We start from the raw sequence: 26,219 nt of genomic DNA, 5'->3' as shown, positions 1-26,219 counted from the left end.
CTCAGATCGTTGCGGTGTGCGTGTCGAACTGGGCCTTGGCCCGGCCCCAGACGCCGGTCTCAAGGTCGTGCAGGGCCAGCAGCGCGGGCAGCAGTTGCGCCGCGTAATCCTGCGAAGATTCGACCGGCAGCATCGAGGGCAGGTTGTCGATGGCGGTCACGTCCAGCACCGGGGCGTCATGCACGCGCAGGGCGGGGGCTTGCCAGTCGGTGGCGCGGTCGTAGACCTTGATCGGCGAAAAGTCGGAGGTCGGGTCGCAGGCGATATCGCCGATCACGCTGAGGCGGCGTTCGTCCCGTTTCGCCGTTTCCGGCACGAAGACCGGGGTGCCCGGCATCGCCAGGATGCAGTTGAGGAAGATTTCGTGTTCCAGGATCTCGGGGAAGGGGCCGCCATGGGCGGTTTCGGCCATGTCCCATTTCGTGACCGCAACCCCCATCGCGTCGCACAGGTCCGCCGCGCCGGTGCCCACGCGCCCGAGCGCGCCGATGACGATGGCGCGGGGGCGGTCAAGCCCCGCGAGCGTTTCGGCCAGCGCGGCAATCAGGTCTTTGGACGACCCATGCACGCCCACGGGTCCGGCGATGCTGCCCCGCTGTTGCGCGGCCCAGCATTGCAGGCTGACCGCCGCGCCCGCGTAGCCCGCCCAGTAGCCGAAGGCCGCGACGCGGCGCCCGTTCTCGTCCACCAGGTATTCCAGGTCGTAGAGGGTGCCGCCCCCGGCCTTGAACCGTTTCAGCAATTCGCGCCCGGCGGGCTGGCCCTTGTAGGCATGGCCGAACATGATGTGGCGGTGGGGCAGGGGCGTGCCGTCTTCTGGCAATTCCTTCAGGCCGAAGACGATCGCGTCGGCCGGGGCCTCGGGCCATGTGTTTTCGGGGACGATTTCGCAGCCGGCTGTGGCGTAGCCGTGGATGGGGATTGCGCGCACGCTGCTTTGCTCGATGCTGACGCGGTGGCCGGCCGCGATCAGGGCCGCTGCACCCTCGGGCGTCAGCCCCACCCGTTCCTCGTTTGGGCGCTGTTCGGCCCGGACCCAGAGATGTGCCATATGTCCCCTTTTCGCCTTTCCCTTGGGTCTAGGCCAAAGCCCGGGCCGGGCCAAGGGGCGGGGGGGCAACCTTTTTCTTGACCGGGCCGGGGGCATGCGTAACGTTGCAACCAGCGCCGCGATGCAGAGGAGGCCCGAAAAGGGTTGCACCGCGGCATGATGAGGAAACCTGCCGGGCCAACCGGCGAAAACGAGAAGGCCCGCCAAACGGGCCGGGCCGGGACATCCTGCCAGATCCGCATGTGATAAACGCGGACGGGGATTTTCGGCACTAGGGAGGAGAAGACGTGGCAGATCGTGGCGCGTCCATAGACGAGCTTTGCTCGGTGCCTGCGCTGTTGGCGCGGAATGCACGGGACTACGGAACAAAACCCGCTTATCGCGAAAAGGAATTCGGCATCTGGCAGGTCTGGACCTGGACCGAGGCCGAGGCCGAGATCCGGGCCATCGCCATGGGCTTTCTTGCCCTGGGGCTGGAGCGGGGCGAATACGTGGCCATCATCGGCCGCAACCGCCCGGCGCATTACTGGGCGATGGTGGCCGCGCAGATGTGCGGCGCGATCCCGGTGCCGCTGTACCAGGACGCCGTGGCCGAGGAGATGGCCTATGTGCTGGATCATTGCGGCGCGCGTTTCGTGGTCTGCGGCGACCAGGAACAAGTGGACAAGGTCATCGATGTTCAGGACCGCATCCACCACATCGAGCATGTCCTTTACAACGACAAGCGGGGCATGCGGAAATACGACCACACCCATCTGCATTGGCTGAAAGAGATCGAGGATGAGGGCCGCGTCGCCCATTCCCGGCTGGAGCCCGAGCTGGACCGCCGCATCGCCGAGCTGACCTGGGACCATACCTGCGTGATGCTGTACACCAGCGGCACCACGGGCAAGCCCAAGGGCGTTGTTCTGTCCAACCGCAACATCATCGAAACCGCGCGTGCCTCGTGCGAATTCGACCACCTTGGCCAGGACGAAGAGGTGCTGGCCTATCTGCCGATGGCCTGGGTGGGCGATTTCATCTTTTCCATCGGCCAGGCGATGTATGCGGGGTTCTGCGTGAACTGCCCCGAAAGTCCGGACACGATGATGACCGACCTGCGCGAGATCGGGCCGACCTACTATTTCGCGCCGCCGCGCATCTTTGAGACCATGCTGACCAACGTCATGATCCGGATGGAGGACGCGGGCGACCTGAAGCATGGTTTGTTCAAGCATTTCATGGAGTTCGCCAAGGATACCGGCGAAACCTACGGGATGCCGCGCTATCGCAAGAAGCAGTCGAAACCCACCCTGCGGCGCCGTGTTCGCTGGGCCTATCGCTATGCGATGGGGATCGGGTTCGCGATCGAGACCATCGTGGAAAACGCGGTGCGGCTGTTCTTTGTCAAGCTGCGCCACCCGGTCAAGACGCGCGAGCATTTCAGGGCGCGCGGGCCGCTGCTGAACCTCTATCCGCAGCCCCTGCGCGATTACTTCAACTACCGCACGGGCGAGGTGCTGGTTTACGGCCCGCTCAAGAACACCCTGGGCCTGTCGCGTATCCGCGTGGCCTATACGGCGGGTGAGGCGATCGGGCCCGAAATCTTCGAATTCTATCGCTCGCTTGGGATCAACCTGAAACAGCTTTACGGTCAGACAGAGGCCAGCGTTTTCATCACCCAGCAGCCCGACGGGCAGGTGCGATCGGACACGGTGGGCGTGCCCAGCCCCGGGGTAGAACTCAAGATCGCCGAGTCTGGCGAGGTCTTCTACCGCAGCCCGGGTACCTTTGTTGAATACTACAAGAATGCCGAAAGCACGGCATCGACCAAAGATCCCGAAGGGTGGGTTGCCACGGGCGACGCCGGCTTCTTCGAAGAGGGGACCGGGCATCTGCGGATCATCGACCGGGCCAAGGATGTGGGCAAGATGGCCGATGGCCGGTTGTTCGCGCCCAAGTACGTTGAAAACAAGCTGAAATTCTATCCCGACATCCTGGAGGCCGTGGTCTTTGGCGCGGGGCGGGAAAAATGCACCGCCTTCATCAATATCGATCTGACCGCGGTCGGCAACTGGGCGGAACGCAACAACATCGCCTATGCGTCCTATCAGGAACTGGCCGGGCATCCCCGCGTGCTGGAAACGATCCAGGCCCATGTGGAAGAGGTCAACAAATCGGTGGCCGAGGATCCGATGCTGTCTGGCTGCCAGATCCACCGCTTCCTGGTGCTGCACAAGGAGCTGGATGCCGATGACGGCGAGATGACCCGCACCCGCAAGGTGCGCCGCAACATCATCGCCGAGAAATTCGCCGATCTGGTGGACGCGCTCTATGACGGATCCAGCAGCATCTACACCGAAACCGAAGTGACCTACGAGGACGGGCGCAAGGGATCAATCAAGGCAACGCTGGAAATCCGCGATGCCGAGGTCGCCAAACCGGCGCAGAACGGACAGGTGGCGGCATGAACATGGTGTCTTACGAGCCTTACGTCACCGAGGATGGCCGCACCATCGGCGACGCGGTGATGGAGCTGCGCAATATCACCCTGCGCTTTGGCGGGGTGGTCGCGATCAAGGATATTTCCTTCGATATCCGCGAGGGCGAAATCCGCGCGATCATCGGCCCGAACGGCGCGGGCAAGTCGTCGATGCTGAACGTCATATCGGGGTTCTACACCCCGACCGAGGGCGAGGTCTGGTTCGAGGGGGGCAAGCGCCCGCCGATGCGCCCCTATCAGGTGGCCCGCCAGGGCATCGCGCGCACGTTCCAGAACATCGCGCTGTTTTCCGGCATGTCCACGCTGGACAACATCATGACCGGCCGGATCACGCGGATGAAATCCTCGCTGGCCGCGCAGGCGCTGTGGTGGGGCCGTGCGCAGCGCGAGGAAACCGAGCACCGCGAGGCGGTGGAGAAGATCATCGACTTTCTGGAAATCCAGCACATCCGCAAGACGCCGGTCGGGCGCCTGCCCTATGGCCTGCAAAAGCGGGTGGAACTGGGCCGCGCGTTGGCCGCCGAACCGCGCCTGCTGCTGCTGGACGAACCGATGGCCGGCATGAATGTCGAGGAGAAAGAGGACATGTCCCGCTTCATCCTTGATGTGAACGACGAGTTCGGCACCACCATCGTGCTGATCGAACACGACATGGGCGTGGTCATGGACCTGTCCGACCGCGTGGTCGTCATGGATTACGGCAAAAAGATCGGCGACGGCCCGCCGGACGAGGTGCGCCGCAACCAGGATGTGATCGACGCCTATCTGGGGGTCAGCCATGACTGAATTTCTGTATGCCGTAGAGGTGATGATTAACGGCCTGATGGCGGGCGTGCTGTACGCGCTGGTGGCCTTGGGCTTTGTGCTGATCTTCAAGGCGTCGGGCATCTTCAACTATGCCCAGGGCGTGCTGGCGCTGTTCGCCGCGCTGACGCTGGTCGGCCTGCAAGAGGGGCAAATTCCCTTTGCCCACCTGATAAACGCCATGTTCGGCACCGAGTTGCACCACTTTGGCTGGCACCTGCCAGCGCTGCTGGCCATCCTGTTGACCGTTGGCGTGATGATCCTGCTGGCCATCGCGATCGAGCGGTTCATCCTGAAACATCTGGTGAATCAGGAACCCATCATCCTGTTCATGGCGACCATCGGCCTGGCCTATTTCCTGGAGGGTCTGGGCGACATCATGTGGGGGTCCGAGATCAAGACCCTGGATGTCGGCTTGCCCCAGGGTGGCAGTTTCTGGATCGAGGAAAAGACCGCCGTGCTGGGCGGGGACGGCTTCTACGGGTTCTTCATCGACAAGCTGGATATCGTGGCCGCCCTGGTTGCCGCGGTGCTGGTGATCGGCCTGACGGTGTTTTCGCAATACTCCAAGCAGGGCCGCGCCCTGCGCGCGGTGGCAGACGACCACCAGGCGGCGCTGTCGGTGGGGATCAGCCTGCGCTTTATCTGGGTGCTGGTCTGGTCTATCGCGGGCTTTGTCGCGCTGGTCGCGGGCATCATGTGGGGTGCGAAATCGGGGGTGCAGTTCAGCCTGTCGCTGATCGCGCTCAAGGCGTTGCCGGTGCTGATGCTGGGCGGCTTTACCTCTATCCCCGGCGCCATCGTGGGCGGGCTTATCATCGGTGTCGGCGAAAAGCTGTTCGAGTTCACCGTATCGTCGTCGTGGTTCGGCGACGCCTTCGGCTTCACCATGAGCGCGACCGAAAACTGGTTCGCCTATGTGCTGGCCCTAATCTTTCTGGTGTTCAGGCCGCAGGGCCTGTTCGGGGAAAAGATTATCGAAAGGGTCTAGGGATGAAGAAACTGTACGCCATTGCATGTGTCGTCGGCTGGGGCTTTTTCTATAGCTTCGCCTATCTCGCGGTCGCCTCGTTGCAGGATGCCGCCTGGATGCCGACGACCTATGCGCTTCTGGCCTTTGCCGGGTTCCTGATGGGCATGCTTTGCTGGGTGCGCCTTGTGTCCGGTAAACGGCCCCACCTGCGGCGGGCGCCTGTGCGCGTCCCGCGTGCCCCCGGACTGGCAAGGGAGATCTGAATGTTTTACCGCGAAGCCGGCGATTTCAAGACATCCTACGCGGCGGATAATCAGACCTTTCCGATCCGTCTTGACCGCTATCGTTATCTGGCGGTCCTGTTTGCCGCCTTCGCGGTCATTCCCTTCGTGATCGACGATTACTGGGCCAATGCGATTTTCGTGCCATTCCTGATCTACGCGATCGCGGCGATCGGGCTGAATATCCTGGTGGGATATTGCGGGCAGCTGTCGCTGGGCACCGGGGGGTTCATGGCGGTGGGGGCCTATGCCTGCTACAAGCTGATGACCGCCTTTCCGGATGTGAACATCGTGCTGCACATCCTTGGCGCGGGTTTCGTGACCGCCGCCGTCGGCGTGCTGTTCGGGCTGCCATCGCTGCGGATCAAGGGGTTTTACCTGGCGGTCGCCACGCTGGCTGCGCAGTTCTTCCTTGTGTGGCTCTTCAACAAGGTGCCGTGGTTCTACAACTACTCGGCCTCGGGTCAGATCAACGCGCCCGAGCGCACGGTCGCGGGCATCCCCGTCACCGGCCCCAACACCGAGGCCTGGGCGCAGTACCTGATCTGCCTGGTCTTTGTGGTGGTGCTGGCCTGGATGGCGCGCAACCTGACGCGCGGCACGGTCGGGCGCTCGTGGATGGCGATCCGTGACATGGACATCGCGGCCGAGATCATCGGGGTGAACCCGCTGAAGGCGAAGCTGACGGCCTTTGCGGTCTCGTCCTTCTATATCGGGATCGCGGGTGCGCTGTTCTTTGCCGTCTATCTGGGCGCGGTCGAGGTGGGCGAGGCCTTTGGCATCCAGAAATCGTTCCTGGTGCTGTTCATGATCATCATCGGCGGGCTTGGCTCCATCTTCGGCAGTTTTGCCGGGGCGGCCTTTATGGTGCTGCTGCCCGTCCTGCTGAAGAACCTGTTGGTCGGGGGGATGGGCTGGCCCACGGACCTGACGGCGCATCTGCAGCTGATGATCGTGGGGGCGCTGATCATTGTGTTCCTGATCGCCGAGCCGCACGGGCTGGCGCAACTCTGGCGGATCGGCAAGGAAAAACTCAGGCTTTGGCCGTTCCCGCACTAGGGGCGGCAGCATGCGCGAACGACCGGGACAACCCGGCAAGACCGCAAACAGTGGGAGGAGACCCTGAAATGAAACTGAAGCTTGCATCCATCGCGTTGGGCGCGGCGCTGGCCGCCGGGCCGGCGCTGGCGGACCTGGTGTTCCCCGATCTCAGCTACCGCACCGGCCCGTATGCGGCGGGCGGCATCCCGTTTTCCGACGGTTACCAGGACTATTTTACCCTGGTGAACGAACGCGACGGCGGGATCGGCGGCGTGCCCGCCCGCGTGATCGAGTGTGAAACCGGCTACAACACCGAAAAAGGGGTGGAATGCTACGAGGCCACCAAGGGCGAGGGCGCGCTGATCTATCAGCCGCTGTCCACGGGCATCACGTATCAGCTGATCCCCAAAGTGTCCGCCGATGGCATCCCGCTGCACACGATGGGCTATGGCCGCACCTCGGCGGCGAACGGCAAGGTGTTCGAGTGGGTGTTCAACTACCCGGCCAACTACTGGAACGCGGCCTCGGTGGCGATCAAGTACCTGCTGGACGAAAGCGGCGGCGACCTGGGCGACAAGAAGATCGCGCTGCTTTATCACAACTCTGCCTATGGCAAGGAACCGATCCGCACCCTGGAGGGACTGTCGGCCAAGCACGGTTTCGACCTGACGACCATCGCCGTGGACCACCCCGGCCAGGAACAGAAATCGCAATGGCTGCAGATCCGCCGTGAACGCCCCGACTACGTCATCATGTGGGGCTGGGGCGTGATGAACCAGGTCGCCATTCAAGAGGCCGCCAATATCCGTTTCCCGATGGAAAACTTCATCGGCAACTGGTGGGCGGGCGCCGAACATGACGTGACCCCTGCGGGCATGGCTGCTGACGGCTACAAGGCGCTGAACATGAACCGCATCGCCGATCTGCCGGTGTTTGACGACATCCGTACCTATGTCGCGGACAAGGGGATGGCCGCCGGTGACGGGTCGAACATCGGCAAGGTGCTGTATACCCGTGGCATGTACGCCGCGATGCTGGCGGTCGAGGCGGCCAAGACCGCGCAGGAAATCCACGGCACGCCCGACATCACCGCCGCGATGATGCGCGACGGGATGGAGGCGCTGGTGATGGATGCCGCCAAGATGGAGGCCCTGGGCGCCCCCGGTATCGGCCCGGAATTCGGCGTGACCTGCGCCGATCACGGCGGGTCCGGCATGGGCATCCTGCAGCAGTGGAACGCGGGCGAGGGCAAGTGGGTCGCGCTGACCGACTATATCTCGCCTGACGACGCGATCATCGATCCGCTGGTCGAAGAGGACTCGATGGCCTTTGCCGCCGAGAACGGCATCGATCTGCGCTGCGACTGACCCCACCCCGGCCCCGGCGCGCTGTGCGCCGGGGCCTTCCGACAAGAAAGGCCGACCGGGCATGCTGGACGCTGGACGCACCCAAGACACCCTGCTGGAAGTCAATAATATCGAGGTGATCTATAACCATGTGATCCTTGTGCTGAAGGGGGTCTCGCTGAACGTGCCCAAGGGCGGGATCACCGCGCTGTTGGGGGGCAACGGTGCGGGCAAGACGACGACCCTCAAGGCGATCTCCAACCTGCTGCATTCCGAACGCGGCGAGGTGACCAAAGGATCCATCCTCTACCGGGGAGAGCGGGTGCAGGATCTGAATCCCGCGGACCTGGTCAAGAAGGGCGTGATCCAGGTGATGGAGGGGCGGCACTGTTTCGAACACCTGACGGTGGAGGAAAACCTGCTGACCGGCGCCTATACCCGCCCCGACAAGGGGGCGATCGCGGCAGATCTGGAGATGGTCTATACCTACTTCCCCCGCCTGAAAGAGCGGCGCAAATCCCAGGCCGGCTATACCTCGGGCGGCGAACAGCAAATGACGGCGATCGGCCGCGCGCTGATGTCCCGGCCGGAAACGATCCTGCTGGACGAACCGTCCATGGGGCTGGCGCCGCAGCTGGTCGAACAGATCTTCGAGATCGTGAAATCCGTGAACGAGAATGAGGGCGTGACCTTTCTGCTGGCAGAGCAGAACACCAATGTCGCCCTGCGCTATGCCCATTACGGCTATATCCTGGAATCGGGTCGTATCGTGATGGACGGCCCCGCCGCCGACCTGCGCGAAAACCCGGACGTCAAGGAATTCTACCTCGGCATGGCCGATGAGGGCCGCAAATCGTTCCGCGACGTGCGCAGCTATCGCCGCCGCAAGCGCTGGCTGTCATGAATGCGGCACCAGCAGAGATGCGCGATGGCCCGGACGCGCGGTCACCCGCGGCTGGACGCGGCAGGAATTGAACCCTGTGGCACAGACCTGAGCGGCAGGCCATGCTGGCAAGGACGACCCGGGTGGCAAAGGAACCGAACCCATGAGCAGCTATTTCGACGACCTGGAAACCCGCTCTGCCGATGAACGGGGGGGCTCGCTGGCCCAGTGCCTGCCTGCGCTGATCGCGACGGCCAAGGGACTGCCTGGCTATGCCGACAGCCTGGCCGATGTGGACCCCGCGCAGATTACTGACCGTGCGACGCTGGCCGCCCTGCCGGTGCTGCGTAAATCGGAACTGACCGGGGCGCAGGCGGCCGATGCGCCCTTTGGCGGGTTCACCACGCGGCCCGCCGCGGGCTTCGATCACGTCTTTCAGTCGCCTGGCCCGATCTACGAACCCGGCCGGGTCAGCGCGGACTGGTGGCGCATGGGCCGATTCCTGCATGCCTGCGGGATCGGTGCGGGCGATATCGTGCAGAACTGCTTTGGCTACCATCTGACCCCCGCCGGCATGATCTTTGAAAACGGCGCGCGGGCGGTGGGGGCTGCGGTGCTGCCCGCCGGTACCGGCCAGACCGAATTGCAGGCCCGCGCCGCCCATGACATCGGCGTCACCGCCTATGCGGGAACGCCTGACTACCTCAAGATCATTCTGGACAAGGCTGACGCGCTGGGCCTGGACCTGTCGCGGATCACCCGCGCGGCGGTGTCGGGCGGTGCGCTGTTCCCCTCGCTGCGCCAGGAATATGCCGATCGCGGGATCGCCTGCCTGCAATGCTACGCCACCGCCGACCTGGGCAACATCGCCTACGAATCCCCCGCGATGGACGGCATGATCGTGGACGAGGGTGTGATCGTCGAAATCGTCCGCCCCGGCACCGGCACGCCTGTGCCAGAGGGCGAGGTCGGCGAGGTCGTGGTCACCAGCCTGAACACCGATTATCCGCTGGTCCGTTTTGCCACCGGCGACCTGTCCGCGGTGCTGCCGGGCACCTCGCCCTGCGGGCGCACCAACATGCGGATCAAGGGCTGGATGGGCCGCGCCGACCAGACGACCAAGATCAAGGGCATGTTCGTCCGCCCCGAGCAGGTGGCCGATCTGCTCGCCCGCCACCCCGAGGCCCTGCGCGCCCGCGTGATTGCCGGGCGCGACGGCGAGATGGACACCATGACCGTCCAGATCGAGACCGGGGCCACCGACCCGGCGCCCTTTGCCGCCAGCATCGTCGAGGTGCTGAAACTCAGGGGGCAGGTCGATTTGGTGCCGCCCGGCAGCCTGCCCAATGACGGCAAGGTCATCGACGATCAGCGCAGCTACGACTAAGCGCGCCGCGCCCCTCTTGGTTTGGAGGAAAACATCCCGGGGGTCCGGGGGCAGCGGCCCCGGCGCCGGATGCGTGCGCTACGCCCTATTTCTGAAAGACGTAGCTGCCCGGCGCGGGGTCCAGCGGGGGCAGGCCGGCCTTGGGGGCGCCCATCGCGGGCGGTTTGGCCTTGGCGCCGCTCTTGCCCGCCAGCCAGGCGGCCCATTCCGGCCACCACGACCCGCCCTTACGCTCGTGCCGGTTAAACCAGCTATCGGGGTCCATGTAGCTGGCGCCGGGTTCCCGGTGGCCGATGCGGTAGTGCCGCCCGCGGTGCCCCGGTTCCGAAACGATCCCGCCGTTATGCCCGCCCTTGGTCAGCACAAAGGTCAGTTCGGTATCGGTGAACAGCGTCACCTTGTAGACCGAATGCCACGGCGCGATGTGGTCCTTTTCCGTGCCCAGCACGAACATCGGCGCGGCGATATCCTTCAGCGCGATCACCTGGCCGTCCACGGCAAAGCGGCCCGAGCTTAGCCGGTTTTCCATGAACAGGCCGCGCAGGTATTCCGAATGCATCCGCGCGGGCATGCGCGTGGCGTCCGCGTTCCAGACGGTGATGTCGAAATCCTGCTCTTGCTCGCCCAGCATGTAGCGGCGCACCGCGCGCGACCAGATCAGATCCTCGGAGCGGAGCGCGCGAAAGGCCCCGGCCATCTGGTCCTGTTCTAGGTAGCCGCGATCCCACATCATGTCCTCCAGGAAGGCGACTTGACTTTCGTCCAGGAACAGCATGATTTCACCGGCCTCGGTGAAATCGGTCTGCGCGGCCAAGAGCGTGATCGAGGCCAGACGCTCGTCGCCCTCGCGCGCCATGGTGGCCGCGGCGATGGACAGGATCGTGCCGCCCAGGCAATAGCCGCAGCCATGCACCTTTTGATCCGGGACGATGGTCGTCACCGCGTCCAGCGCGGCCATCACCCCCTGGCGGCGGTAATCGTCCAGCGCAACGTCGCGATGCGCCTCTGTCGGGTTGACCCAGGACATCGCGAAAACGGTGAACCCCTGCCCGACCAGATAGTTGATCAACGAGTTTTCCGGGCGCAGATCCAGGATGTAGTATTTCATGATCCAGGCCGGGACGACCAGCACCGGCTCGGGGTGCACGGTGTCGGTCTGCGGGCTGTACTGGATCAGTTCGAACAGATCGTTGCGGTAGACCACCTTGCCCGGGGTGCAGGCCAGGGTCTTGCCGACCTTGAATTCGCTCTTGACCTCAACCGGGGTATCGGTGGCGCGCGCGACCATGTCCGCGACGGCGTTCTTCATGCCCTCGGCCAGGTTGCGGCCGCCCTGTTTCATCGTGGCTTGCAGGATCTCGGGGTTGGTCAGCACGCTGTTGGAGGGCGACAGCACGTCCAGCGCCTGCCGGGCCATGAAATTCACCCGTTCCGCGTTATGCGCGCTGGTGCCGCGCGGCGCCTCTGTCGCGCGGTCCCACCAGTCCTGCACGGCCAGAAAGCTTTGCTGCCACAGGCTGAACGGCGGCATCGCCCAGCCGATGTGGTTGAAGCGGTGATCCTCGGGGCGGGGTACGAAGGGGGCATTCTTGGACGCGCCGCCGGCGGCATAGGCGGCCAGCTTTGCCCAGGACCGCATCGCATGCTCGGCCAGTTCCAGTTGCCGGCCCGGCGCGCGCGCCAGGTGCAGCGCCCAGTCGGTCCAGGCCGCGGCGGCCGCATGGGGCGAGGCGCCCCCGGTGCTGCGCGCCATCATGGCGCGGCCGGTGCGGTCGAGGGTGGTATAGGGGTGCGGTCCGGTCTTGTGGCCGTTGGGGGTCGTCATTCAGCGCTCTCCGTCGTCGGGGCAGGCGGTGTCGTTCCCGCCCATCGTTACGGCGCGCCCCCGTAGACGCAAACGAAAATGCTGCAAATGCGAAAAAGACCCGGATCAGGGGGGCGAAACGAAAATCGCCCCGGCGTTGCGGCCGGGGCGTTTTCAAACTGTCAGAGCGTCTGCGCTCAGCCCTGGCGGGCCTTGAAGCGGCGCTGGGTCTTGTTGATGACGTAGACCCGGCCCTTACGGCGCACAACGCGGCAGTCGCGGTGACGCTGCTTCAGCGAGCGGAGCGAGTTACGGACCTTCATGGCCTTCTCCTCTTGTCGCGGCGCGTCCATGCGCCTTGGGGTTGCAACCGCTGCCCCCTGTGGGGGCAGGAATTCGATGGTGGGCGGTACTGGGATCGAACCAGTGACCCCTACGATGTCAACGTAGTGCTCTACCGCTGAGCTAACCGCCCTATCGACACGTTCCGCCGGTCCGTTAAACAAAACGGACGCGGGCAGGACCGCGTCGGTTCGCATGCCTATAAAAGGAGTCGGAGCGGGGTTCAAGGGCTTTTGGTGTGTGCGCGATTGCCGCTATAACCTTTGACGAAAGGAGCGCCCATGAGCCAGAGCGCCTATCGCCTGCACATGCCGCGGCAGGTGGACACGTCGGTCGTGTTTTCCTCGCCTCATTCGGGGTGCGATTATCCTTGGGCCTTTCTGACGCAGTCGGTGTTGGACGAACACGTGATCCGCTCGTCCGAGGATGCCTTTGTCGATCAGCTGTTTTCCAAGGCGCCAGAGGTCGGCGCGCCCTTGCTGGCCGCGACCGCGCCCCGGGCCTATGTGGACCTGAACCGCGATGCCGCCGAGCTGGACCCCGCCGTGATCGAGGGCGCGCGGGTCAGTGGTCAGAACCCGCGGATCAGCTCGGGGCTGGGGGTGATTCCCCGGGTCGTTGCGAACGGGCGCGCGATCTATCGGGGCAAGATCCCCCTTTCCGAGGCCAAGGCCCGTCTGGATCGGATCTGGCACCCCTATCACGACCAGTTGCGAACGCTGCTGGCACAAGCGCAGGCGCAGTTTGGCCAGGCCATCCTGATCGACTGCCATTCGATGCCCCGCGATGCGATCGAAACCGCGACCGCCGCCGGCCGGCCCCGTCCCGACGTGGTGTTGGGCGACCGTTTCGGTGCCTCGGCCAGCGCCGAGGTGGTGGCCCAGGTCGAGGATGCCTTTCGCGCGGCTGGTTTTCGCGTCGGGCGCAACACGCCCTTTGCGGGGGCCTATATCGCCCAGCGATACGGGCGGCCGCTGCAGGGGTGTCACGCGGTGCAGGTGGAAATCGACCGCTCGCTTTACATGGATGAGGCGGCAATCCGTCCCAATGCCGGTTTTGCCGATTTCCGGCGGCTGATGGGCGGTGTGGTGGCCGATATCGCCCGGATCGGGCGGGCGGGCGGGGCGGCCATGCCGCTGGCCGCCGAATAGCCTAGCGCAACGATCGCCCCTTCAGGATCGCGTCGGGGCCGAATCGCGCGCGGATACGGTCGCTGGCCCGTTCCGCCCCGGCCCGCGTGGCCGCCTGCGGGTCCAGCAGATCGCCGGACCTGTCGGCGCCCTCGGCTGCAACGATGTCCGACAGCCCAACGCCCAGCAACCGGAACGGCGCCTGATCCTGCGCCTGGTCCATCAGCGCGCGGGCGGTGCGATAGATGCGGTCGGCGATCTGGGTGGGATCGGACAGCGCATGGCGGCGGGTCAGCAGCCGGTGATCGGCGCGCTTCAGCTTCAGCACCACGACGCGGCCTGCGCGCCCCTTGGCCTTGGCGCGGTCGGCGACCTTCTCGGCCATGCGCCACAGATGCCCGTCCAGCAGATCGGGGTCGGAAAGATCCGTGGGGAAGGTGGTTTCGTTCGAGATGCTTTTCACTGGCGCGTTGGGCGATACCCGCCGGTCGTCCTGACCGCGGGCCAGATGCCACAGCCGCGTGCCCATCGATCCGAACCGGGCCTGCAGATCCGTTTTGTCCCACCGGCGCAGATCGGCAAAGCTGTGCACGCCCGCCCGGTCCAGCGCGGCCTGTCCCGCCGCGCCGACGCCCCAGATCAGGCGCACGGGCTGGTCGGCCAGGAAATCCAGCGTTTCGGCCCGCCCGATCACCGCAAAGCCGCGCGGCTTGTCCAGGTCCGAGGCGATCTTGGCCAGGAACTTGTTATGCGACAGACCGATGGACCCCGACAGGCCCAGTTCGTCCTCCATCCGCTTGACCAGCCGGGCCATCAGCACCGCGGGCGGCGCGCCGTGCAGCCGGGCGGTGCCGGACAGGTCCAGGAACGCCTCGTCCAGGGACAGGGGTTCGATGGCGGGGGTCACCTCGGTCATCATGTCGCGGATGGCGCGGCTGGCCTCGGCATAGGCCGCGCCGCGGGGTTTGACCACGACCGCCTCGGGGCAAAGCTCCAGCGCCTTGAACATCGGCATGGCCGAGCGCACGCCGCGGATGCGCGCAAGGTAACAGGCCGTGGACACCACCCCGCGCCGCCCGCCGCCCACGATCACGGGCTTGTCGCGCAGGTCCGGGTTGTCGCGCTTTTCCACCGCCGCATAGAAGGCGTCGCAATCCATGTGCGCGATGGACAGGTCGAACAACTCGGGGTGCGACACGATACGCGGCCGCCCGCAGGCGGGACAGCGCGCCCCGTCGGCAAAGGTGGTCAGGCAGTCACGGCACAGTGCGGGCATTGGCAGGATCGACGGTTTGACACAAAGTCGGCATAGTCTGGCTTGGATTGAACCCGGTGTTGCGCGCGGTGCCTGTCGCAAGGCATCACACGCCGCGCCATTCTACGGAGCATTCGCAATGAATTCGACAGATCTTGTCGGGCAGGTTATTGGCGGCAACCTCGTCGTGCTGTTGATCGCGGTTTTCGTCATCGTGTCGGTGGCCCTGGGCGTGCGGATCGTGCCGCAGTCCGAAAAGCATGTGGTCGAACGTTTCGGCCGGCTGCGCGCGGTTCTGGGGCCGGGCATCAACCTGATCGTGCCTTTCCTGGACCGGGTGGCGCACAAGGTATCGATTCTTGAACGGCAACTGCCCAATGCCAGCCAGGACGCGATCACCGCCGATAACGTGCTGGTGCAGGTGGAAACCAGCGTGTTCTACCGCATCCTGGAACCGGAAAAGACAGTCTACCGCATCCGCGACGTGGACGCGGCCATCGCGACCACCGTGGCCGGCATCGTCCGGGCAGAGATCGGCAAGATGGAACTGGATCAGGTGCAGTCCAACCGCTCGGAACTGATTTCCACGATCAAGGCCAGCGTCGAGGATGCCGTGGACAACTGGGGGATCGAGGTGACCCGCGCGGAAATCCTGGATGTGAACCTGGATGCCGCCACGCGCGAGGCGATGCTGCAGCAGTTGAACGCCGAACGCGCCCGCCGCGCCGCCGTGACCGAGGCCGAGGGCCAGAAACGCGCGGTCGAACTGAACGCCGATGCCGAACTGTATGCCGCCGAACAGCAGGCCAAGGCCCGCCGCATCGCCGCCGAGGCAGAGGCCTATGCCACCGCCGTTGTCGCCCAGGCCATTGCCGATAACGGGCTGGAGGCCGCGCAATACCAGGTGGCCCTGAAACAGGTGGAGGCGCTGACCGCCGTCGGCCAGGGCGACGGCAAGCAGACCGTCATCGTGCCCGCCCATGCGCTGGATGCCTTTGCCGATGCCTTCAGCATGCTGAAGGGGCGGGGTTGATGGCGTCGATCTGGTGGGTCTGGATGGCCGCGGGCGTGGCGCTGGCGATTCTGGAGTTGCTGGCGCCGGGCTATGTCTTCGTCGGATTTGCCGCGGGGGCGTTCATGGTGGGGGCCGCGATCTGGATGGGGCTGTCGCTGTCGTTGCCGTGGCTGCTGCTGATCGCGGGGGCGATCGCGCTGGTGGTCTGGCTGGCATTGCGCGCGGTGCTGGGGGTGCGCAAGGGGCAGGTCAAGATCTGGGATCGCGACATCAATGAGGACTGAACCTGCCTTTCACGGTGCGAAGCTGTTGCTGCTGACCGGCGACAGCCTGATCAGCCTGCTGCGCGATGACGTGCCGCACATCCCCTGGCCCGGCTATTGGGATTTCCCCGGGGGCGAGCGTGAGGGCGACGAATCCCCGGCGGCCTGCGCCCTGCGCGAAACGCACGAGGAACTGGGGTTGTCGCTGGCCGAGGAGCGGCTGACCTGGCGGCGGGTGTTCCACAATCAGCAGGGCCGGGCGATGTGGTTCTTTGCGGCGCGGATCGCGGCACAAGAGGTCGAGCAGATCGTTTTCGGTGACGAGGGGCAGGGCTGGGCGGTGATGCGGGTTGCGGATTACCTGTCCCATCCCAAGACGATCCCGCCCCTGCAGGACCGCCTGCGCGATTATCTGGCAGAGGTTGGCGCAGGGGTCTGACCCTTGCGCGTGGCCCGCCGGGCGGTGGGTTTCACCCACCCTACGGGGGCGGTGCAGGCCGGGGGACGCTGTTGTCTGGTCTGTGGTGTGGGGGGCAACCCGGCGTTGCTGCCGCTCAGGGCAGGTCTGCCAGCACCGCCTGGGCCGCCGCTTTCGGGTCGTCGGCCTGCCAGATGGGGCGGCCCACCACGATGTGATCGGCGCCGTCGGCAATCGCCTGTGCAGGTGTCGCCACCCGTTTCTGGTCGCCCAGGGCCGCGCCCGCGGGGCGCACGCCGGGGGTGACGATCAGCTTGCCCGCCGCCTGCGGCAGGGCGCGGATCATCGCGGCCTCTTGCGGGCTGGCGATCACGCCGTCGGCCCCGGCCTCCAGCGCGCGGGCGGCGCGTTCGGCGACCAGGTCGGGGATATCGCCGGGCCTGATCAGGCTGGCATCCAGGTCGGCCCGGTCCAGCGAGGTCAGGATCGTGACGGCCAGGATCTTCATGTCCGACCCGCCCTTGCCCTCTGCCGCGGCGCGCACGACATGGGGGTCGCCATGCACCGTCAGGAAATCCAGATCGAACCGGGCCAGGCCGCGCACCGCGGCCTCGACCGTGGCGCCGATATCGAACAGCTTCATGTCCAGGAAGATGCGCTTGCCGTGCTGGTCCTTCAGTTCCTGCGCCAGGGCCAGCCCGCCCCCGGTCAGCATCCCCAGGCCGATCTTGTAGAAATTCACCGCCTCGCCGATGCGGTTGGCCAGCATCAGCCCGCTATGGGCGTCGGGCACGTCCAGGGCAACGATCAGGCGGTCGCGGGCATCGGTCATCGGGCATCTCCGGGCTGGTTTCCTGCGGTGTAGCCCCAAGCCCCCGTGTGGACAAGCCGCGGGCCTTGGGTTTTACAGGGGGCGCGGGACCGGCCCGCAAGGGGGAAGGCGATGGTATCCTATGTCGTTTCGGCGCCGCGCAGCGGGATGAACTGGCTGCGTTTTTGCGTGGAACATTTCTATGGCGTGCGAACCCCCGGCAAGACCAGCCTGATCGACCGCCAGGACGATCCGTCCGTGGCGTTCCTGCGGTCGCACGATGCACTGAACTGGACGCGCAAGCGCGAGGTCGGTTTGTGGCGCTATATCGATCCGGCGGGCACGGCGAATGACCGGGTGGCGCTGGTGCTGCGCGATCCGCTGGAAACCTATGTGCGCATGTCCAAGAAAAGCCTGCTGCGCTTTCGCTGTTATGTCAGCAACATCCGTTTTTACTCGGACGCCGTGTCGCCGCAAAAGCGGGTGTTCTATTACGACGATCTGGTCGCCCAGCCCGTCGCGATGCTGGAGTTGATGCAGTTTCTGGACATCGCCCCCGCGCCGGGCCGCACCGCGCCCAGCCTGGACCGGGTCCGCGCCGAATGGGACGAGTTGGGCGCCCGCAGCCGCGCGCAATACGATGTCCGCCAGGCGGTGGGCGGCGGGTCCAAGACGCGCGAGAACCCAACCGATTTCCGCTATCACCAGCGCGCGCTGACCGATTGGCACCGCGACCGGGCCTGGCGGTTCCTGCAACGCAGGCTGCGCCCCGATGAAATGGCCCTGCTGGCCCGTTACGGCCCGCCCGCGCCGATGCGCCGGCCGCTGTTGTCCTACGTGACCGACCTTTACTAGCCAGCCGCCGCCGTCTTGAAAGCGGGGCGCGAATGCACATTTCCTATGCAAAGGCCCGACAAGAGGGTGCGCTGCCTGGCAGGCACCTGACATTCCGGGCGCTTAGCAAAAGGAGAGACCGATGAACCTTGAAAAGTTCACGGAGCGGTCGCGCGGCTTTCTGCAAGCTGCCCAGACCATCGCGATGCGGGAAAGTCACCAGCGGCTGGCCCCCGAACACCTGCTGAAAGCGTTGATGGACGACGAGGAGGGGATGGCCTCCAACCTGATCCGCCGCGCGGGCGGCGCGCCCGAGCGCGTGGTTGATGCCGTCGATGCCGCCCTGGCCAAGATGCCCAAGGTGTCGGGCGACGCGGGCCAGACCTATCTGGACCAGACCACCGGGCGCGTGCTGGACGAGGCCGAGAAGATCGCCACCAAGGCGGGCGATTCCTATGTGCCCGTCGAACGTATCCTGATGGCGCTGGCCATGGTGAAATCCAGGGCCAAGGACGCACTGGATGCCGGTGCCGTGACCGCCCAGAACCTGAACGCCGCGATCAACGACATCCGCAAGGGGCGCACCGCCGACACCGCGTCGGCCGAGCAAGGCTATGACGCGCTGAAGAAATACGCGCGCGACCTGACCGAGATGGCCGAAGAGGGCAAGATCGACCCGATCATCGGCCGGGACGAGGAAATCCGCCGCGCCATGCAGGTGCTGTCGCGCCGGACCAAGAATAACCCGGTGCTGATCGGGGAACCGGGCGTGGGCAAGACGGCAATCGCCGAGGGCTTGGCCCTGCGCATCGTCAATGGCGACGTGCCCGAAAGCCTGAAGAACAAGCGCCTGATGGCGCTGGACATGGGCGCGCTGATCGCCGGCGCGAAATACCGTGGCGAGTTCGAGGAACGGCTGAAGGCGATCCTGTCGGAAATCACCGCCGCCGCCGGCGAAATCATTCTGTTCATCGACGAGATGCATACCCTTGTGGGGGCCGGTAAATCCGAGGGCGCGATGGATGCCGCCAACCTGATCAAGCCCGCGCTGGCCCGGGGTGAGTTGCACTGCATCGGCGCCACCACGCTGGACGAATACCGCAAACACGTCGAAAAGGACGCGGCCCTTGCCCGCCGGTTCCAGCCCTTGATGGTCGAGGAACCCACGGTGGAGGACACTGTCAGCATCCTGCGCGGCATCAAGGAAAAGTACGAGCTGCACCACGGCGTACGGATTTCCGACGCGGCGCTGGTTTCGGCCGCGACGCTGAGCCACCGCTACATCACCGACCGCTTCCTGCCGGACAAGGCCATCGACCTGGTGGACGAGGCCGCCAGCCGCTTGCGGATGGAGGTGGACAGCAAGCCCGAGGAACTGGACGCGCTGGACCGCGACATCCTGCAAAAGCAGATTGAGGCCGAGGCGCTGCGCAAAGAGGACGACGCCGCGTCCAAGGACCGGTTGGCCAAGCTGGAACAGGAGCTGGCCGACCTGCAGCAGAAATCGGCCTCTATGACCGCCAAGTGGCAGGCAGAGCGCGACAAGCTGGAAGGCGCGCGCGATCTGAAAGAGAAGCTGGACCGCGCCCGCGCGGAACTGGACCACGCGAAACGCGAGGGCGATCTGGCCAAGGCTGGCGAACTGTCCTACGGCGTGATCCCGCAGCTTGAAAAGCAATTGGCCGAGGCCGAGGCGCAGGACGACGACGTCATGGTCGAAGAGGCTGTGCGCCCCGAACAGATCGCCCAGGTGGTCGAGCGCTGGACGGGTATCCCGACCTCCAAGATGCTGGAGGGCGAGCGCGAGAAACTGCTGCGCATGGAAGAGGAATTGGGCAAGCGCGTGATCGGCCAAAAGGCCGCCGTGACCGCCGTGGCCAATGCCGTGCGCCGGGCGCGCGCGGGCCTGAACGACGAAAACCGGCCGCTTGGCAGTTTCCTGTTCCTGGGCCCCACCGGCGTCGGCAAGACCGAACTGACCAAGGCCGTGGCCGAGTATCTGTTCGACGACGACCAGGCGATGGTCCGCATCGACATGTCCGAATTCATGGAGAAGCATTCGGTCGCCCGCCTGATCGGCGCGCCGCCGGGCTATGTCGGTTATGACGAGGGGGGCGTTCTGACCGAGGCCGTGCGCCGGCGCCCCTATCAGGTGGTGCTGTTCGACGAGGTCGAAAAGGCGCATCCCGAGGTGTTCAACGTGCTGTTGCAGGTGCTGGATGACGGGGTGCTGACCGATGGGCAGGGCCGCACGGTCGATTTCAAGCAGACGCTGATCGTGCTGACCTCGAACCTTGGGTCGCAGGCACTCAGCCAGTTGCCCGAGGATGGGGACGCCAGCGCCGCCAAGCGGGATGTGATGGATGCGGTGCGCGCCCATTTCCGGCCCGAGTTCCTGAACCGTCTGGACGAAATGGTGGTCTTCGACCGGCTGACGCGGGCCGACATGACCGGCATCGTCGAAATCCAGCTTTCGCGGCTGGAAAAACGCCTGGCGGGTCGCAACATCACGCTGGAGCTGGACGAAAGCGCCCGCAAGTGGCTGGCCGATGCCGGGTATGACCCGGTTTATGGCGCGCGGCCGCTGAAACGGGTGATCCAGCGCAGCCTGCAGGACCGGCTGGCGGAAATGATCCTGGGCGGTGAAATCCGCGATGGGCAGACCGTGCCGGTGCATGCCGGGGCGGATGGCCTGATCGTGGGCGACCGCGTGGGTGGGTCCGACCGCCCGGCGCCGGGTGATGCCGTGGTGCACTGACCGGTTGCGGTTGAAACATGGAAAAGGCCCCACCACAGGCGGGGCCTTTGTCGTTGTGGGGGTATCGCTGCTTAGGGCAGCAGGACGCCGTCGATGATATGCACCACGCCGTTGGAGGCCATGATATCGGCGGTGGTGACACTGATCTTGCGGTTCAGGACCACGCCGTTGCCCTGGCCGTTGGCATGCAGGAACTTGCCCTGCACGGTGGGAATGCGCCCACGCTGGCCGATGATGCTGCGCGCGGGGTAATAGGCCCCGGCGACATGGTAGGTCAGGATATCCACCAGTTTGCCCTTGTTGGCCGGTTGCAGCAGGCTGTCCAGCGTGCCGGCGGGCAGGGCGGCAAAGGCCGCGTTGGTGGGGGCGAAGACGGTGAAAGGGCCGTCGCCGTTCAGCGTGTCCACCAGACCGCCGGCCTGTACGGCGGCGACCAGGGTGGACAGTTCGGGCGTGGCGACGGCCAGATCGACGATGCTGGCCGATCTGCGGGCCAGGGCCGGGGTGGCAAGGGCCGTGGCGGCAAGCCCGGCCCCGGCGGCAAAGAATTCGCGACGGTTCATGGAAAGCTCCTGTACTGCTGGGAAGGCCGGTGTGGCGGCCCCTGCCGGGGCCGCGCGCCCGGTCAGTTCGGCAGGATGACCGAGTCGATGACGTGGATCACGCCGTTCGAGGCCTCGATATCGGCGGCCACGACATTGGCGCCGTCAACGGTCACGCCGCCCATGGTGCCGATGGTGACCTCGCCGCCTTGCACGGTGGCGGCCATCATGCCGTCGCTCAGATCGCCCGACATCACCTTGCCCGGCACAACATGGTAGGTCAGCACCGCGATCAGCTGGTCCTTGTTTTCCGGCTCCAGCAGAGAGGCGACGGTGCCCTCGGGCAGGGCGGCGAAGGCGTCATCGGTGGGCGCAAAGACTGTGAAGGGGCCATCGCCCTTCAGCGTATCCACCAGACCGGCGGCCTGCACGGCGGCAACCAGCGTGGTAAAGTTGCCCGCGCCCACGGCGGTATCGACGATGTCCTTGCCCATGTGGCCGTCGGCCAGCGCGGGGCCAGAGATCATGGCAGCGGCGCCCAGGGCGATGAAGGTTCTGCGGAACATGTGAAAACTCCCTTGTGTATCCAGACAAACCCGTCCTTGCGGGTTACCGTGATCTACGCCGCACATCGCGGAACGGATGTCGCTCACGATTGCTTCAAGGGATTGGATGTGAACGCGCCGCGCCCTAAGCCCGGGCGCGGCGCGCTGTCATTTCACGTTTTCTCGCCCGCGTTTGACCGGGCGTGAGGGATCAGTCCATCCCGACCGCTTCGCGCGCGATCTCATCAAGCAGCGCTTCGACCTCTTTCATCGGGCCGTCGGGATACTGGCGATAGCCGATGGTGGTCTGGTCCGGGCTGTCGGGGAATTGCAGCACGAAGATGTCGTAGGGGCAGAACTGCACGTTCATCGGGTCGGCCTCCATCACCTTGCGCGACAGCGAGGCCGAGCAGAAGCTGAAGATATCCGCCTTGAGAAAGATCGTGACATCAGACCCGACATCGGCCTTGGTCCGTTCCAGCATGTCGCCGGTATGGCTGACGCTGTCGATCACCAGACCCTGGCCCAGCACGGCGTTTTCCAGACCGAACACCACGTCGTCAAAGGCCTGGTCGACGGTGTAGGTCACGGTGCCGTCGTCGGCCTGGGCCATGCCCGCACTCAGCGCCAGCGCGGCGGCTGCGAAAAGCCTTTTCATGAAACTCCTCCCTTAACTCCCTGTCGCGACGGGTTGTGTCGCGGTCCCAGTCCGCGCACTCTATCGGCAGGGGCCCCGGTCTCCTTGATCGAGGTCAAGCTGTCGCAGACGCGCATGGGGGGAGCATGGGCTGGGCCTATTACGCATTGCAAGTGTTGGCGGGGATGTTCGCCCTTTTCCTGGGGGTGCTGTTGCTGCTGGCGCTGGTGCTGTTCTTTATCGACCGCCACCAGACCGGGGATGCCATCCGGCGCAATTACCCGGTGATCGGGCGGTTTCGCGGGTTGTTCACGGAATTGGGCGAGTTCTTTCGCCAGTATTTCTTTGCCATGGACCGCGAAGAGATGCCCTTTAACCGCGCCCAGCGGGATTGGGTGGGCCGGGCCAGTGCGGGACGGGGCAATACGGTGGCCTTTGGGTCGACCCGTAACCTGAACATTCCCGGCACGCCGATCTTCATGAATGCGGTGTTCCCGCCGCTGGACGATCAATATGCCAGCACCGAACCGCTGGTGATCGGGCCGGGATGCCGGGAACCCTATGCCGCGCCGTCGATCTTCAACATCTCGGGGATGTCTTATGGCGCGATTTCCAAACCTGCGGTTCAGGCACTGGCGCGGGGGGCGAAACGGGCGGGCATCTGGCTGAATACCGGCGAGGGCGGGTTGTCGCCCTATCACCTGGAGGGTGGCTGCGACATCGTCTTTCAGATCGGCACGGCGAAATTCGGGGTGCGCGACGCGGCTGGCAACCTGGATGACGACAAGCTGCGCCAGGTCGCCGCCCACCCCGAGGTCAAGATGTTCGAGATCAAGCTGAGCCAGGGCGCCAAGCCCGGCAAGGGCGGCATCCTGCCCGCGGCCAAGATCGACCAAGAGGTGGCGCAGATCCGGGGCGTGCCGATGGGGCGCGATGCGATCTCGCCCAACCGCCACCGTGAGGTGGACGATTTCGACGACCTGCTGGACCTGATCGCCCGCATCCGCGAGGTCACCGGAAAACCCGTGGGCATCAAAAGCTGCATCGGCTCTGCCGGGCCGTGGTTCGACCTGTTCAAGGCGATCAAGGCGCGCGGCCCGGACAGCGCCCCCGATTTCATCACCGTGGACGGGGGCGAGGGCGGCACTGGGGCCGCCCCCATGCCGCTGATCGATCTTGTCGGCCTGCCCCTGCGCGAGGCGCTGATCCGCATGGTTGACCTGCGCGATCTGGCCGGGCTGCACGATCGCATCCGCATCATCGCCAGCGGCAAGCTGGTGGCGCCCGGCGATGTCGCCTGGGCGATCTGCCTGGGCGCGGATTTCGTGACCTCGGCGCGCGGCTTCATGTTCAGCCTGGGCTGCATTCAGGCGCTGAAATGCAACCGCAACACCTGCCCGACCGGCATCACCACCCATGACCCGCATCTGCAAAAGGGGCTGGTGGTCGAGGACAAGGACAAGCGCGTGGCAGCCTATGCGCGGTCCGTCATAAACGAGGTCGAAACCATCGCCCATTCCGTCGGCGTGGCCGAACCGCGCCAGATGCGCCGCCGCCATGTGCGTGTCGTGCAGGACGATGGCACCTCTGTCCAGATGAACGAATTGCACCCCTCGGTCCACCTGGGCGCCGAGGGCCTGGCCAGGGCGCGGGGGCACAAGCATTTCGAAACGGCGCTGCAACGGCTGGGCGAGGTGTAAGCTTAGCGCCACGGACAAACAGGAACGTGACAGGACGTGGTTTGGGCCCGCGCGCCGGACGCTCTACAAGAAAGTCATGCGTAGCAGGAAAGGGATGCGACGATGGCTGGCCGCTGGCGCAACGATCTGAACTGGTCCGACGTGACCCCGGAACATGTCTACCTGAACCGCCGTCAGTTGATGGCCGGCGCGGGGGCGCTGGCCCTGGCCGGGGCCGCCGGCCCTGCGCGGGCGGCTGACGACATGGAACCCAACACCTGGGAAGAGATCACGCGGTACTGCAATTTCTACGAATTCGGCACCCGGAAAGAGGATCCCTGGCATAATGCCGGGCAGATGACCATCGACCCCTGGGCGGTGGAAATCGACGGGATGGTGGATCGCCCCGGCACCTATGACCTGGCCGACATCCTGAAGGGCGTCAGCATCGAGGAACGCATCTACCGCCTACGCTGCGTCGAGGCCTGGTCGATGGTCGTGCCGTGGCAGGGGTTCGAGCTGGCCGACCTGCTGACCCGCGTCGGTGTGCAGCCGGGGGCGAAATACGTGGGCTTTGAAACCCTCTACCGTCCCGAGGAAATGCCGGGCCAGCGCGCGCGCATTCTGGATTGGCCCTATGTCGAGGGGCTGCGCCTGGACGAGGCGATGCACCCGCTGACGATCATGGCGACGGGGCTGTATGACAAGCCGCTGCCGAACCAGAACGGCGCGCCCTTGCGGCTGGTGGTGCCGTGGAAATACGGGTTCAAGTCGATCAAGTCGATCGTGCGCATCACCCTGACCGACCGCGAACCGGCCACCAGCTGGAACAAGGCGGCGCCGAACGAATACGGGTTCTACGCCAACGTGAACCCGAATGTGGACCACCCCCGCTGGAGCCAGGCCAGCGAACGACGGATCGGCGGCGGCATCTTTTCGCCCCGTCAGCCGACGCTGATGTTCAACGGGTACGGCGATCAGGTGGCCGACCTGTATGCCGGGATGGACCTGGCGAAGTTCTTCTGATGGATCTTGCCGGTCGCGTGAATGGCGGATTGCGGCGGGTGCCGACCTGGCCGGTCTACCTGCTGGGGATGGCACCGGCGGTCTGGTTCTTCTGGTTGGGCTTTACCGGCGGGCTGGGGGTAGAGCCGATTTCCGAACTGGAACACCGGCTGGGCCTGACCGGGCTGCAATTCCTGATCGCTGGCCTGGCGGTGACGCCGCTGCGGCGCCTGACCGGCATCAACCTGATCCGATTCCGCCGGGCGCTGGGCCTGATCGCGTTTTTCTACATCCTGCTGCATCTGCTAGTCTGGCTGGTACTGGACCTGCAATCGGTGCAGCGGGTGGCGGCCGATATCGTCAAGCGGCCCTATATCACCGTGGGCATGGCGGGGTTCCTGCTGCTGGTGCCGCTGGCGCTGACCTCGACCAACCGTGCGATCCGGCGGATGGGGCCTGTGCGCTGGCGACGGCTGCACCGGCTGGTCTATGTCGCCGTGCCCCTGGGCGCGGTGCATTTCGTGATGCTGGTCAAAGGCTGGCAGCTAGAGCCGCTGCTGTACCTGATCGGCGTTCTTGCCCTGCTTGCCGCCCGGATTCGCCTGAATCGGCGCCGAGTCGTCGCTTGATTCCGGGCTTATCCCCAGATCTTGGGGATAAGCCTGTGGGTAACCACCAGGCGACCCGGCTGAACAGTTCCGAGGCGGTTGGAGCGTCGAGCGGCGAGTGGGGCGCGGGATCGGCGCCCTTGAAGAAAATGACGCTAAAACAGTTATTTAGGTAAAAATCTGGGCGAATGTCATATTTCTTGAAAAAAGCTCTTGCGCGTCCTGATCGGTATCCGTAAACACCCCTTCACCGGCGGCGCTGAGGCGCTGGCGGGACGGACCGGCGGGCCGCTGAGGTTTGAAGGTTCGGACATTGAGGGACGGA

Annotated in this window: 25 protein-coding genes and 1 tRNA gene; 17 read left to right on the top strand and 9 right to left on the bottom strand. The window is 65.3% G+C overall.

Features of this window, described 5'->3' with window-relative positions:
• Position 1: 1 nt before the first annotated feature.
• Positions 2-1,051, bottom strand: a complete 1,050-nt coding sequence (locus tag EV656_RS00130; RefSeq protein WP_132598239.1) for a saccharopine dehydrogenase — start codon at positions 1,049-1,051, stop codon at positions 2-4.
• Between the two features lie 287 nt (positions 1,052-1,338).
• Between EV656_RS00130 and EV656_RS00125 the strand changes: the two genes are divergently transcribed.
• The 8 genes from EV656_RS00125 to EV656_RS00090 all read left to right on the top strand — a co-directional run bounded on the left by EV656_RS00125 (position 1,339) and on the right by EV656_RS00090 (position 10,248).
• Positions 1,339-3,501: an AMP-binding protein gene (locus tag EV656_RS00125; RefSeq protein ID WP_165918898.1), complete on the top strand. Its 2,163-nt coding sequence runs from the start codon at positions 1,339-1,341 to the stop codon at positions 3,499-3,501.
• Positions 3,498-4,319 (top strand): ABC transporter ATP-binding protein, encoded by an 822-nt coding sequence (locus EV656_RS00120; protein ID WP_132598237.1) that lies wholly within the window; start codon positions 3,498-3,500, stop codon positions 4,317-4,319. The genes EV656_RS00125 and EV656_RS00120 overlap by 4 nt, the downstream gene beginning before the upstream one ends.
• Positions 4,312-5,328 (top strand): branched-chain amino acid ABC transporter permease, encoded by a 1,017-nt coding sequence (locus EV656_RS00115; protein ID WP_132598235.1) that lies wholly within the window; start codon positions 4,312-4,314, stop codon positions 5,326-5,328. The genes EV656_RS00120 and EV656_RS00115 overlap by 8 nt, the downstream gene beginning before the upstream one ends.
• 2 nt (positions 5,329-5,330) lie before the next feature.
• Positions 5,331-5,573, top strand: coding sequence for a hypothetical protein (locus EV656_RS00110; RefSeq protein WP_132598233.1), 243 nt, complete (start codon positions 5,331-5,333; stop codon positions 5,571-5,573).
• A complete protein-coding gene (locus tag EV656_RS00105) occupies positions 5,574-6,650 on the top strand; it encodes a branched-chain amino acid ABC transporter permease (RefSeq protein ID WP_132598231.1) in 1,077 nt (358 codons plus the stop codon). It begins immediately after the preceding gene.
• Between the two features lie 68 nt (positions 6,651-6,718).
• Positions 6,719-7,999 (top strand): ABC transporter substrate-binding protein, encoded by a 1,281-nt coding sequence (locus EV656_RS00100; RefSeq protein ID WP_132598229.1) that lies wholly within the window; start codon positions 6,719-6,721, stop codon positions 7,997-7,999.
• 61 nt (positions 8,000-8,060) lie between these two features.
• Positions 8,061-8,882: an ABC transporter ATP-binding protein gene (locus tag EV656_RS00095; protein ID WP_132598227.1), complete on the top strand. Its 822-nt coding sequence runs from the start codon at positions 8,061-8,063 to the stop codon at positions 8,880-8,882.
• 142 nt (positions 8,883-9,024) lie between these two features.
• Complete coding sequence (locus tag EV656_RS00090) at positions 9,025-10,248, top strand: phenylacetate--CoA ligase family protein (RefSeq protein ID WP_132598225.1); 1,224 nt, start codon at positions 9,025-9,027, stop codon at positions 10,246-10,248.
• An 85-nt stretch (positions 10,249-10,333) separates the two neighbouring features.
• Here EV656_RS00090 and EV656_RS00085 read toward each other — a convergent pair whose 3' ends face one another.
• From EV656_RS00085 to EV656_RS00075, 3 genes are all read right to left on the bottom strand, one after another.
• Entirely contained in the window at positions 10,334-12,073 is a 1,740-nt protein-coding gene (locus EV656_RS00085) for a PHA/PHB synthase family protein (RefSeq protein ID WP_132598223.1), read from the bottom strand.
• Between the two features lie 176 nt (positions 12,074-12,249).
• Positions 12,250-12,375, bottom strand: coding sequence for a type B 50S ribosomal protein L36 (gene ykgO, locus EV656_RS00080; RefSeq protein ID WP_010141322.1), 126 nt, complete (start codon positions 12,373-12,375; stop codon positions 12,250-12,252).
• Between the two features lie 77 nt (positions 12,376-12,452).
• Positions 12,453-12,527: transfer RNA gene (locus tag EV656_RS00075), tRNA-Val, on the bottom strand.
• 148 nt (positions 12,528-12,675) lie between these two features.
• Between EV656_RS00075 and EV656_RS00070 the strand changes: the two genes are divergently transcribed.
• Positions 12,676-13,545 carry an N-formylglutamate amidohydrolase gene (locus tag EV656_RS00070; protein WP_132598219.1) on the top strand — a complete coding sequence of 290 codons (870 nt, stop codon included), beginning with the start codon at positions 12,676-12,678 and terminating at the stop codon, positions 13,543-13,545.
• Between the two features lies 1 nt (position 13,546).
• Here EV656_RS00070 and EV656_RS00065 read toward each other — a convergent pair whose 3' ends face one another.
• Positions 13,547-14,800, bottom strand: a complete 1,254-nt coding sequence (locus tag EV656_RS00065) for a DNA polymerase IV (protein ID WP_132598217.1) — start codon at positions 14,798-14,800, stop codon at positions 13,547-13,549.
• A 118-nt stretch (positions 14,801-14,918) separates the two neighbouring features.
• On the opposite strand from EV656_RS00065, the gene EV656_RS00060 reads away from it, so the two are divergent.
• From EV656_RS00060 to EV656_RS00050, 3 genes are read left to right on the top strand one after another with little or no spacing between them, the layout of a single operon-like run.
• Positions 14,919-15,812: an SPFH domain-containing protein gene (locus tag EV656_RS00060; RefSeq protein WP_132598215.1), complete on the top strand. Its 894-nt coding sequence runs from the start codon at positions 14,919-14,921 to the stop codon at positions 15,810-15,812.
• Positions 15,812-16,078 carry an NfeD family protein gene (locus EV656_RS00055; RefSeq protein ID WP_132598213.1) on the top strand — a complete coding sequence of 89 codons (267 nt, stop codon included), beginning with the start codon at positions 15,812-15,814 and terminating at the stop codon, positions 16,076-16,078. Before EV656_RS00060 ends, EV656_RS00055 begins: the two co-directional genes overlap by 1 nt.
• Positions 16,068-16,496 carry an NUDIX hydrolase gene (locus EV656_RS00050; RefSeq protein ID WP_132598211.1) on the top strand — a complete coding sequence of 143 codons (429 nt, stop codon included), beginning with the start codon at positions 16,068-16,070 and terminating at the stop codon, positions 16,494-16,496. The genes EV656_RS00055 and EV656_RS00050 overlap by 11 nt, the downstream gene beginning before the upstream one ends.
• A 115-nt stretch (positions 16,497-16,611) precedes the next feature.
• Here the strand turns inward: EV656_RS00050 and pyrF are convergent, their stop codons facing one another.
• On the bottom strand, positions 16,612-17,307 hold the full coding sequence (pyrF, locus tag EV656_RS00045) for an orotidine-5'-phosphate decarboxylase (RefSeq protein WP_132598209.1): 696 nt from the start codon (positions 17,305-17,307) through the stop codon (positions 16,612-16,614).
• Between the two features lie 111 nt (positions 17,308-17,418).
• Here pyrF and EV656_RS00040 point away from each other — a divergent pair, with 111 nt between their 5' ends.
• Both EV656_RS00040 and clpB read left to right on the top strand, forming a co-directional pair.
• A complete protein-coding gene (locus EV656_RS00040) occupies positions 17,419-18,141 on the top strand; it encodes a hypothetical protein (RefSeq protein WP_132598207.1) in 723 nt (240 codons plus the stop codon).
• 121 nt (positions 18,142-18,262) lie between these two features.
• The gene (clpB, locus tag EV656_RS00035) at positions 18,263-20,878 is read left to right on the top strand and encodes an ATP-dependent chaperone ClpB (protein ID WP_132598205.1); all 2,616 of its coding nucleotides are present in this window, start codon (positions 18,263-18,265) and stop codon (positions 20,876-20,878) included.
• 71 nt (positions 20,879-20,949) lie between these two features.
• On the opposite strand, the gene EV656_RS00030 is transcribed toward clpB, so the two are convergent.
• The 3 genes from EV656_RS00030 to EV656_RS00020 all read right to left on the bottom strand — a co-directional run bounded on the left by EV656_RS00030 (position 20,950) and on the right by EV656_RS00020 (position 22,623).
• Positions 20,950-21,441, bottom strand: a complete 492-nt coding sequence (locus tag EV656_RS00030; protein ID WP_132598203.1) for a fasciclin domain-containing protein — start codon at positions 21,439-21,441, stop codon at positions 20,950-20,952.
• A 62-nt stretch (positions 21,442-21,503) separates the two neighbouring features.
• Positions 21,504-21,986: a fasciclin domain-containing protein gene (locus EV656_RS00025; protein WP_132598201.1), complete on the bottom strand. Its 483-nt coding sequence runs from the start codon at positions 21,984-21,986 to the stop codon at positions 21,504-21,506.
• Positions 21,987-22,176: 190 nt separating this feature from the next.
• Positions 22,177-22,623, bottom strand: a complete 447-nt coding sequence (locus EV656_RS00020; protein WP_132598199.1) for a DUF302 domain-containing protein — start codon at positions 22,621-22,623, stop codon at positions 22,177-22,179.
• 125 nt (positions 22,624-22,748) lie between these two features.
• Between EV656_RS00020 and EV656_RS00015 the strand changes: the two genes are divergently transcribed.
• The 3 genes from EV656_RS00015 to msrQ all read left to right on the top strand — a co-directional run bounded on the left by EV656_RS00015 (position 22,749) and on the right by msrQ (position 25,915).
• Positions 22,749-24,302, top strand: a complete 1,554-nt coding sequence (locus EV656_RS00015) for an FMN-binding glutamate synthase family protein (protein ID WP_132598197.1) — start codon at positions 22,749-22,751, stop codon at positions 24,300-24,302.
• A 102-nt stretch (positions 24,303-24,404) separates the two neighbouring features.
• Entirely contained in the window at positions 24,405-25,307 is a 903-nt protein-coding gene (msrP, locus tag EV656_RS00010; protein ID WP_132598195.1) for a protein-methionine-sulfoxide reductase catalytic subunit MsrP, read from the top strand.
• Entirely contained in the window at positions 25,307-25,915 is a 609-nt protein-coding gene (msrQ, locus tag EV656_RS00005) for a protein-methionine-sulfoxide reductase heme-binding subunit MsrQ (RefSeq protein WP_132598193.1), read from the top strand. Before msrP ends, msrQ begins: the two co-directional genes overlap by 1 nt.
• Positions 25,916-26,219 lie beyond the last annotated feature (304 nt).

This window comes from Rhodovulum adriaticum (genome assembly GCF_004345735.1).
GTDB classification, from domain to species: Bacteria; Pseudomonadota; Alphaproteobacteria; order Rhodobacterales; family Rhodobacteraceae; genus Rhodovulum; species Rhodovulum adriaticum.
Note: the sequence above shows the minus strand (reverse complement) of the source record. Positions and strands in the feature narration are given on the sequence as shown.

Bases quoted from the DNA above. Each gene is read 5' to 3' on its own strand.
- EV656_RS00090 (WP_132598225.1), top strand. From the start codon at position 9,025: ATGAGCAGCTATTTCGACGACCTGGAAACCCGCTCTGCCGATGAACGG.
- EV656_RS00050 (WP_132598211.1), top strand. From the start codon at position 16,068: ATGAGGACTGAACCTGCCTTTCACGGTGCGAAGCTGTTGCTGCTGACC.
- EV656_RS00120 (WP_132598237.1), top strand. From the start codon at position 3,498: ATGAACATGGTGTCTTACGAGCCTTACGTCACCGAGGATGGCCGCACC.
- EV656_RS00040 (WP_132598207.1), top strand. From the start codon at position 17,419: ATGGTATCCTATGTCGTTTCGGCGCCGCGCAGCGGGATGAACTGGCTG.
- EV656_RS00095 (WP_132598227.1), top strand. From the start codon at position 8,061: ATGCTGGACGCTGGACGCACCCAAGACACCCTGCTGGAAGTCAATAAT.
- EV656_RS00015 (WP_132598197.1), top strand. From the start codon at position 22,749: ATGGGCTGGGCCTATTACGCATTGCAAGTGTTGGCGGGGATGTTCGCC.
- EV656_RS00115 (WP_132598235.1), top strand. From the start codon at position 4,312: ATGACTGAATTTCTGTATGCCGTAGAGGTGATGATTAACGGCCTGATG.
- msrQ (WP_132598193.1), top strand. From the start codon at position 25,307: ATGGATCTTGCCGGTCGCGTGAATGGCGGATTGCGGCGGGTGCCGACC.
- EV656_RS00055 (WP_132598213.1), top strand. From the start codon at position 15,812: ATGGCGTCGATCTGGTGGGTCTGGATGGCCGCGGGCGTGGCGCTGGCG.
- EV656_RS00060 (WP_132598215.1), top strand. From the start codon at position 14,919: ATGAATTCGACAGATCTTGTCGGGCAGGTTATTGGCGGCAACCTCGTC.
- EV656_RS00020 (WP_132598199.1), bottom strand. From the start codon at position 22,623: ATGAAAAGGCTTTTCGCAGCCGCCGCGCTGGCGCTGAGTGCGGGCATG.
- msrP (WP_132598195.1), top strand. From the start codon at position 24,405: ATGGCTGGCCGCTGGCGCAACGATCTGAACTGGTCCGACGTGACCCCG.
- EV656_RS00105 (WP_132598231.1), top strand. From the start codon at position 5,574: ATGTTTTACCGCGAAGCCGGCGATTTCAAGACATCCTACGCGGCGGAT.
- EV656_RS00100 (WP_132598229.1), top strand. From the start codon at position 6,719: ATGAAACTGAAGCTTGCATCCATCGCGTTGGGCGCGGCGCTGGCCGCC.
- EV656_RS00085 (WP_132598223.1), bottom strand. From the start codon at position 12,073: ATGACGACCCCCAACGGCCACAAGACCGGACCGCACCCCTATACCACC.
- pyrF (WP_132598209.1), bottom strand. From the start codon at position 17,307: ATGACCGATGCCCGCGACCGCCTGATCGTTGCCCTGGACGTGCCCGAC.
- EV656_RS00130 (WP_132598239.1), bottom strand. From the start codon at position 1,051: ATGGCACATCTCTGGGTCCGGGCCGAACAGCGCCCAAACGAGGAACGG.
- EV656_RS00030 (WP_132598203.1), bottom strand. From the start codon at position 21,441: ATGAACCGTCGCGAATTCTTTGCCGCCGGGGCCGGGCTTGCCGCCACG.
- EV656_RS00070 (WP_132598219.1), top strand. From the start codon at position 12,676: ATGAGCCAGAGCGCCTATCGCCTGCACATGCCGCGGCAGGTGGACACG.
- ykgO (WP_010141322.1), bottom strand. From the start codon at position 12,375: ATGAAGGTCCGTAACTCGCTCCGCTCGCTGAAGCAGCGTCACCGCGAC.
- EV656_RS00025 (WP_132598201.1), bottom strand. From the start codon at position 21,986: ATGTTCCGCAGAACCTTCATCGCCCTGGGCGCCGCTGCCATGATCTCT.
- EV656_RS00110 (WP_132598233.1), top strand. From the start codon at position 5,331: ATGAAGAAACTGTACGCCATTGCATGTGTCGTCGGCTGGGGCTTTTTC.
- clpB (WP_132598205.1), top strand. From the start codon at position 18,263: ATGAACCTTGAAAAGTTCACGGAGCGGTCGCGCGGCTTTCTGCAAGCT.
- EV656_RS00065 (WP_132598217.1), bottom strand. From the start codon at position 14,800: ATGCCCGCACTGTGCCGTGACTGCCTGACCACCTTTGCCGACGGGGCG.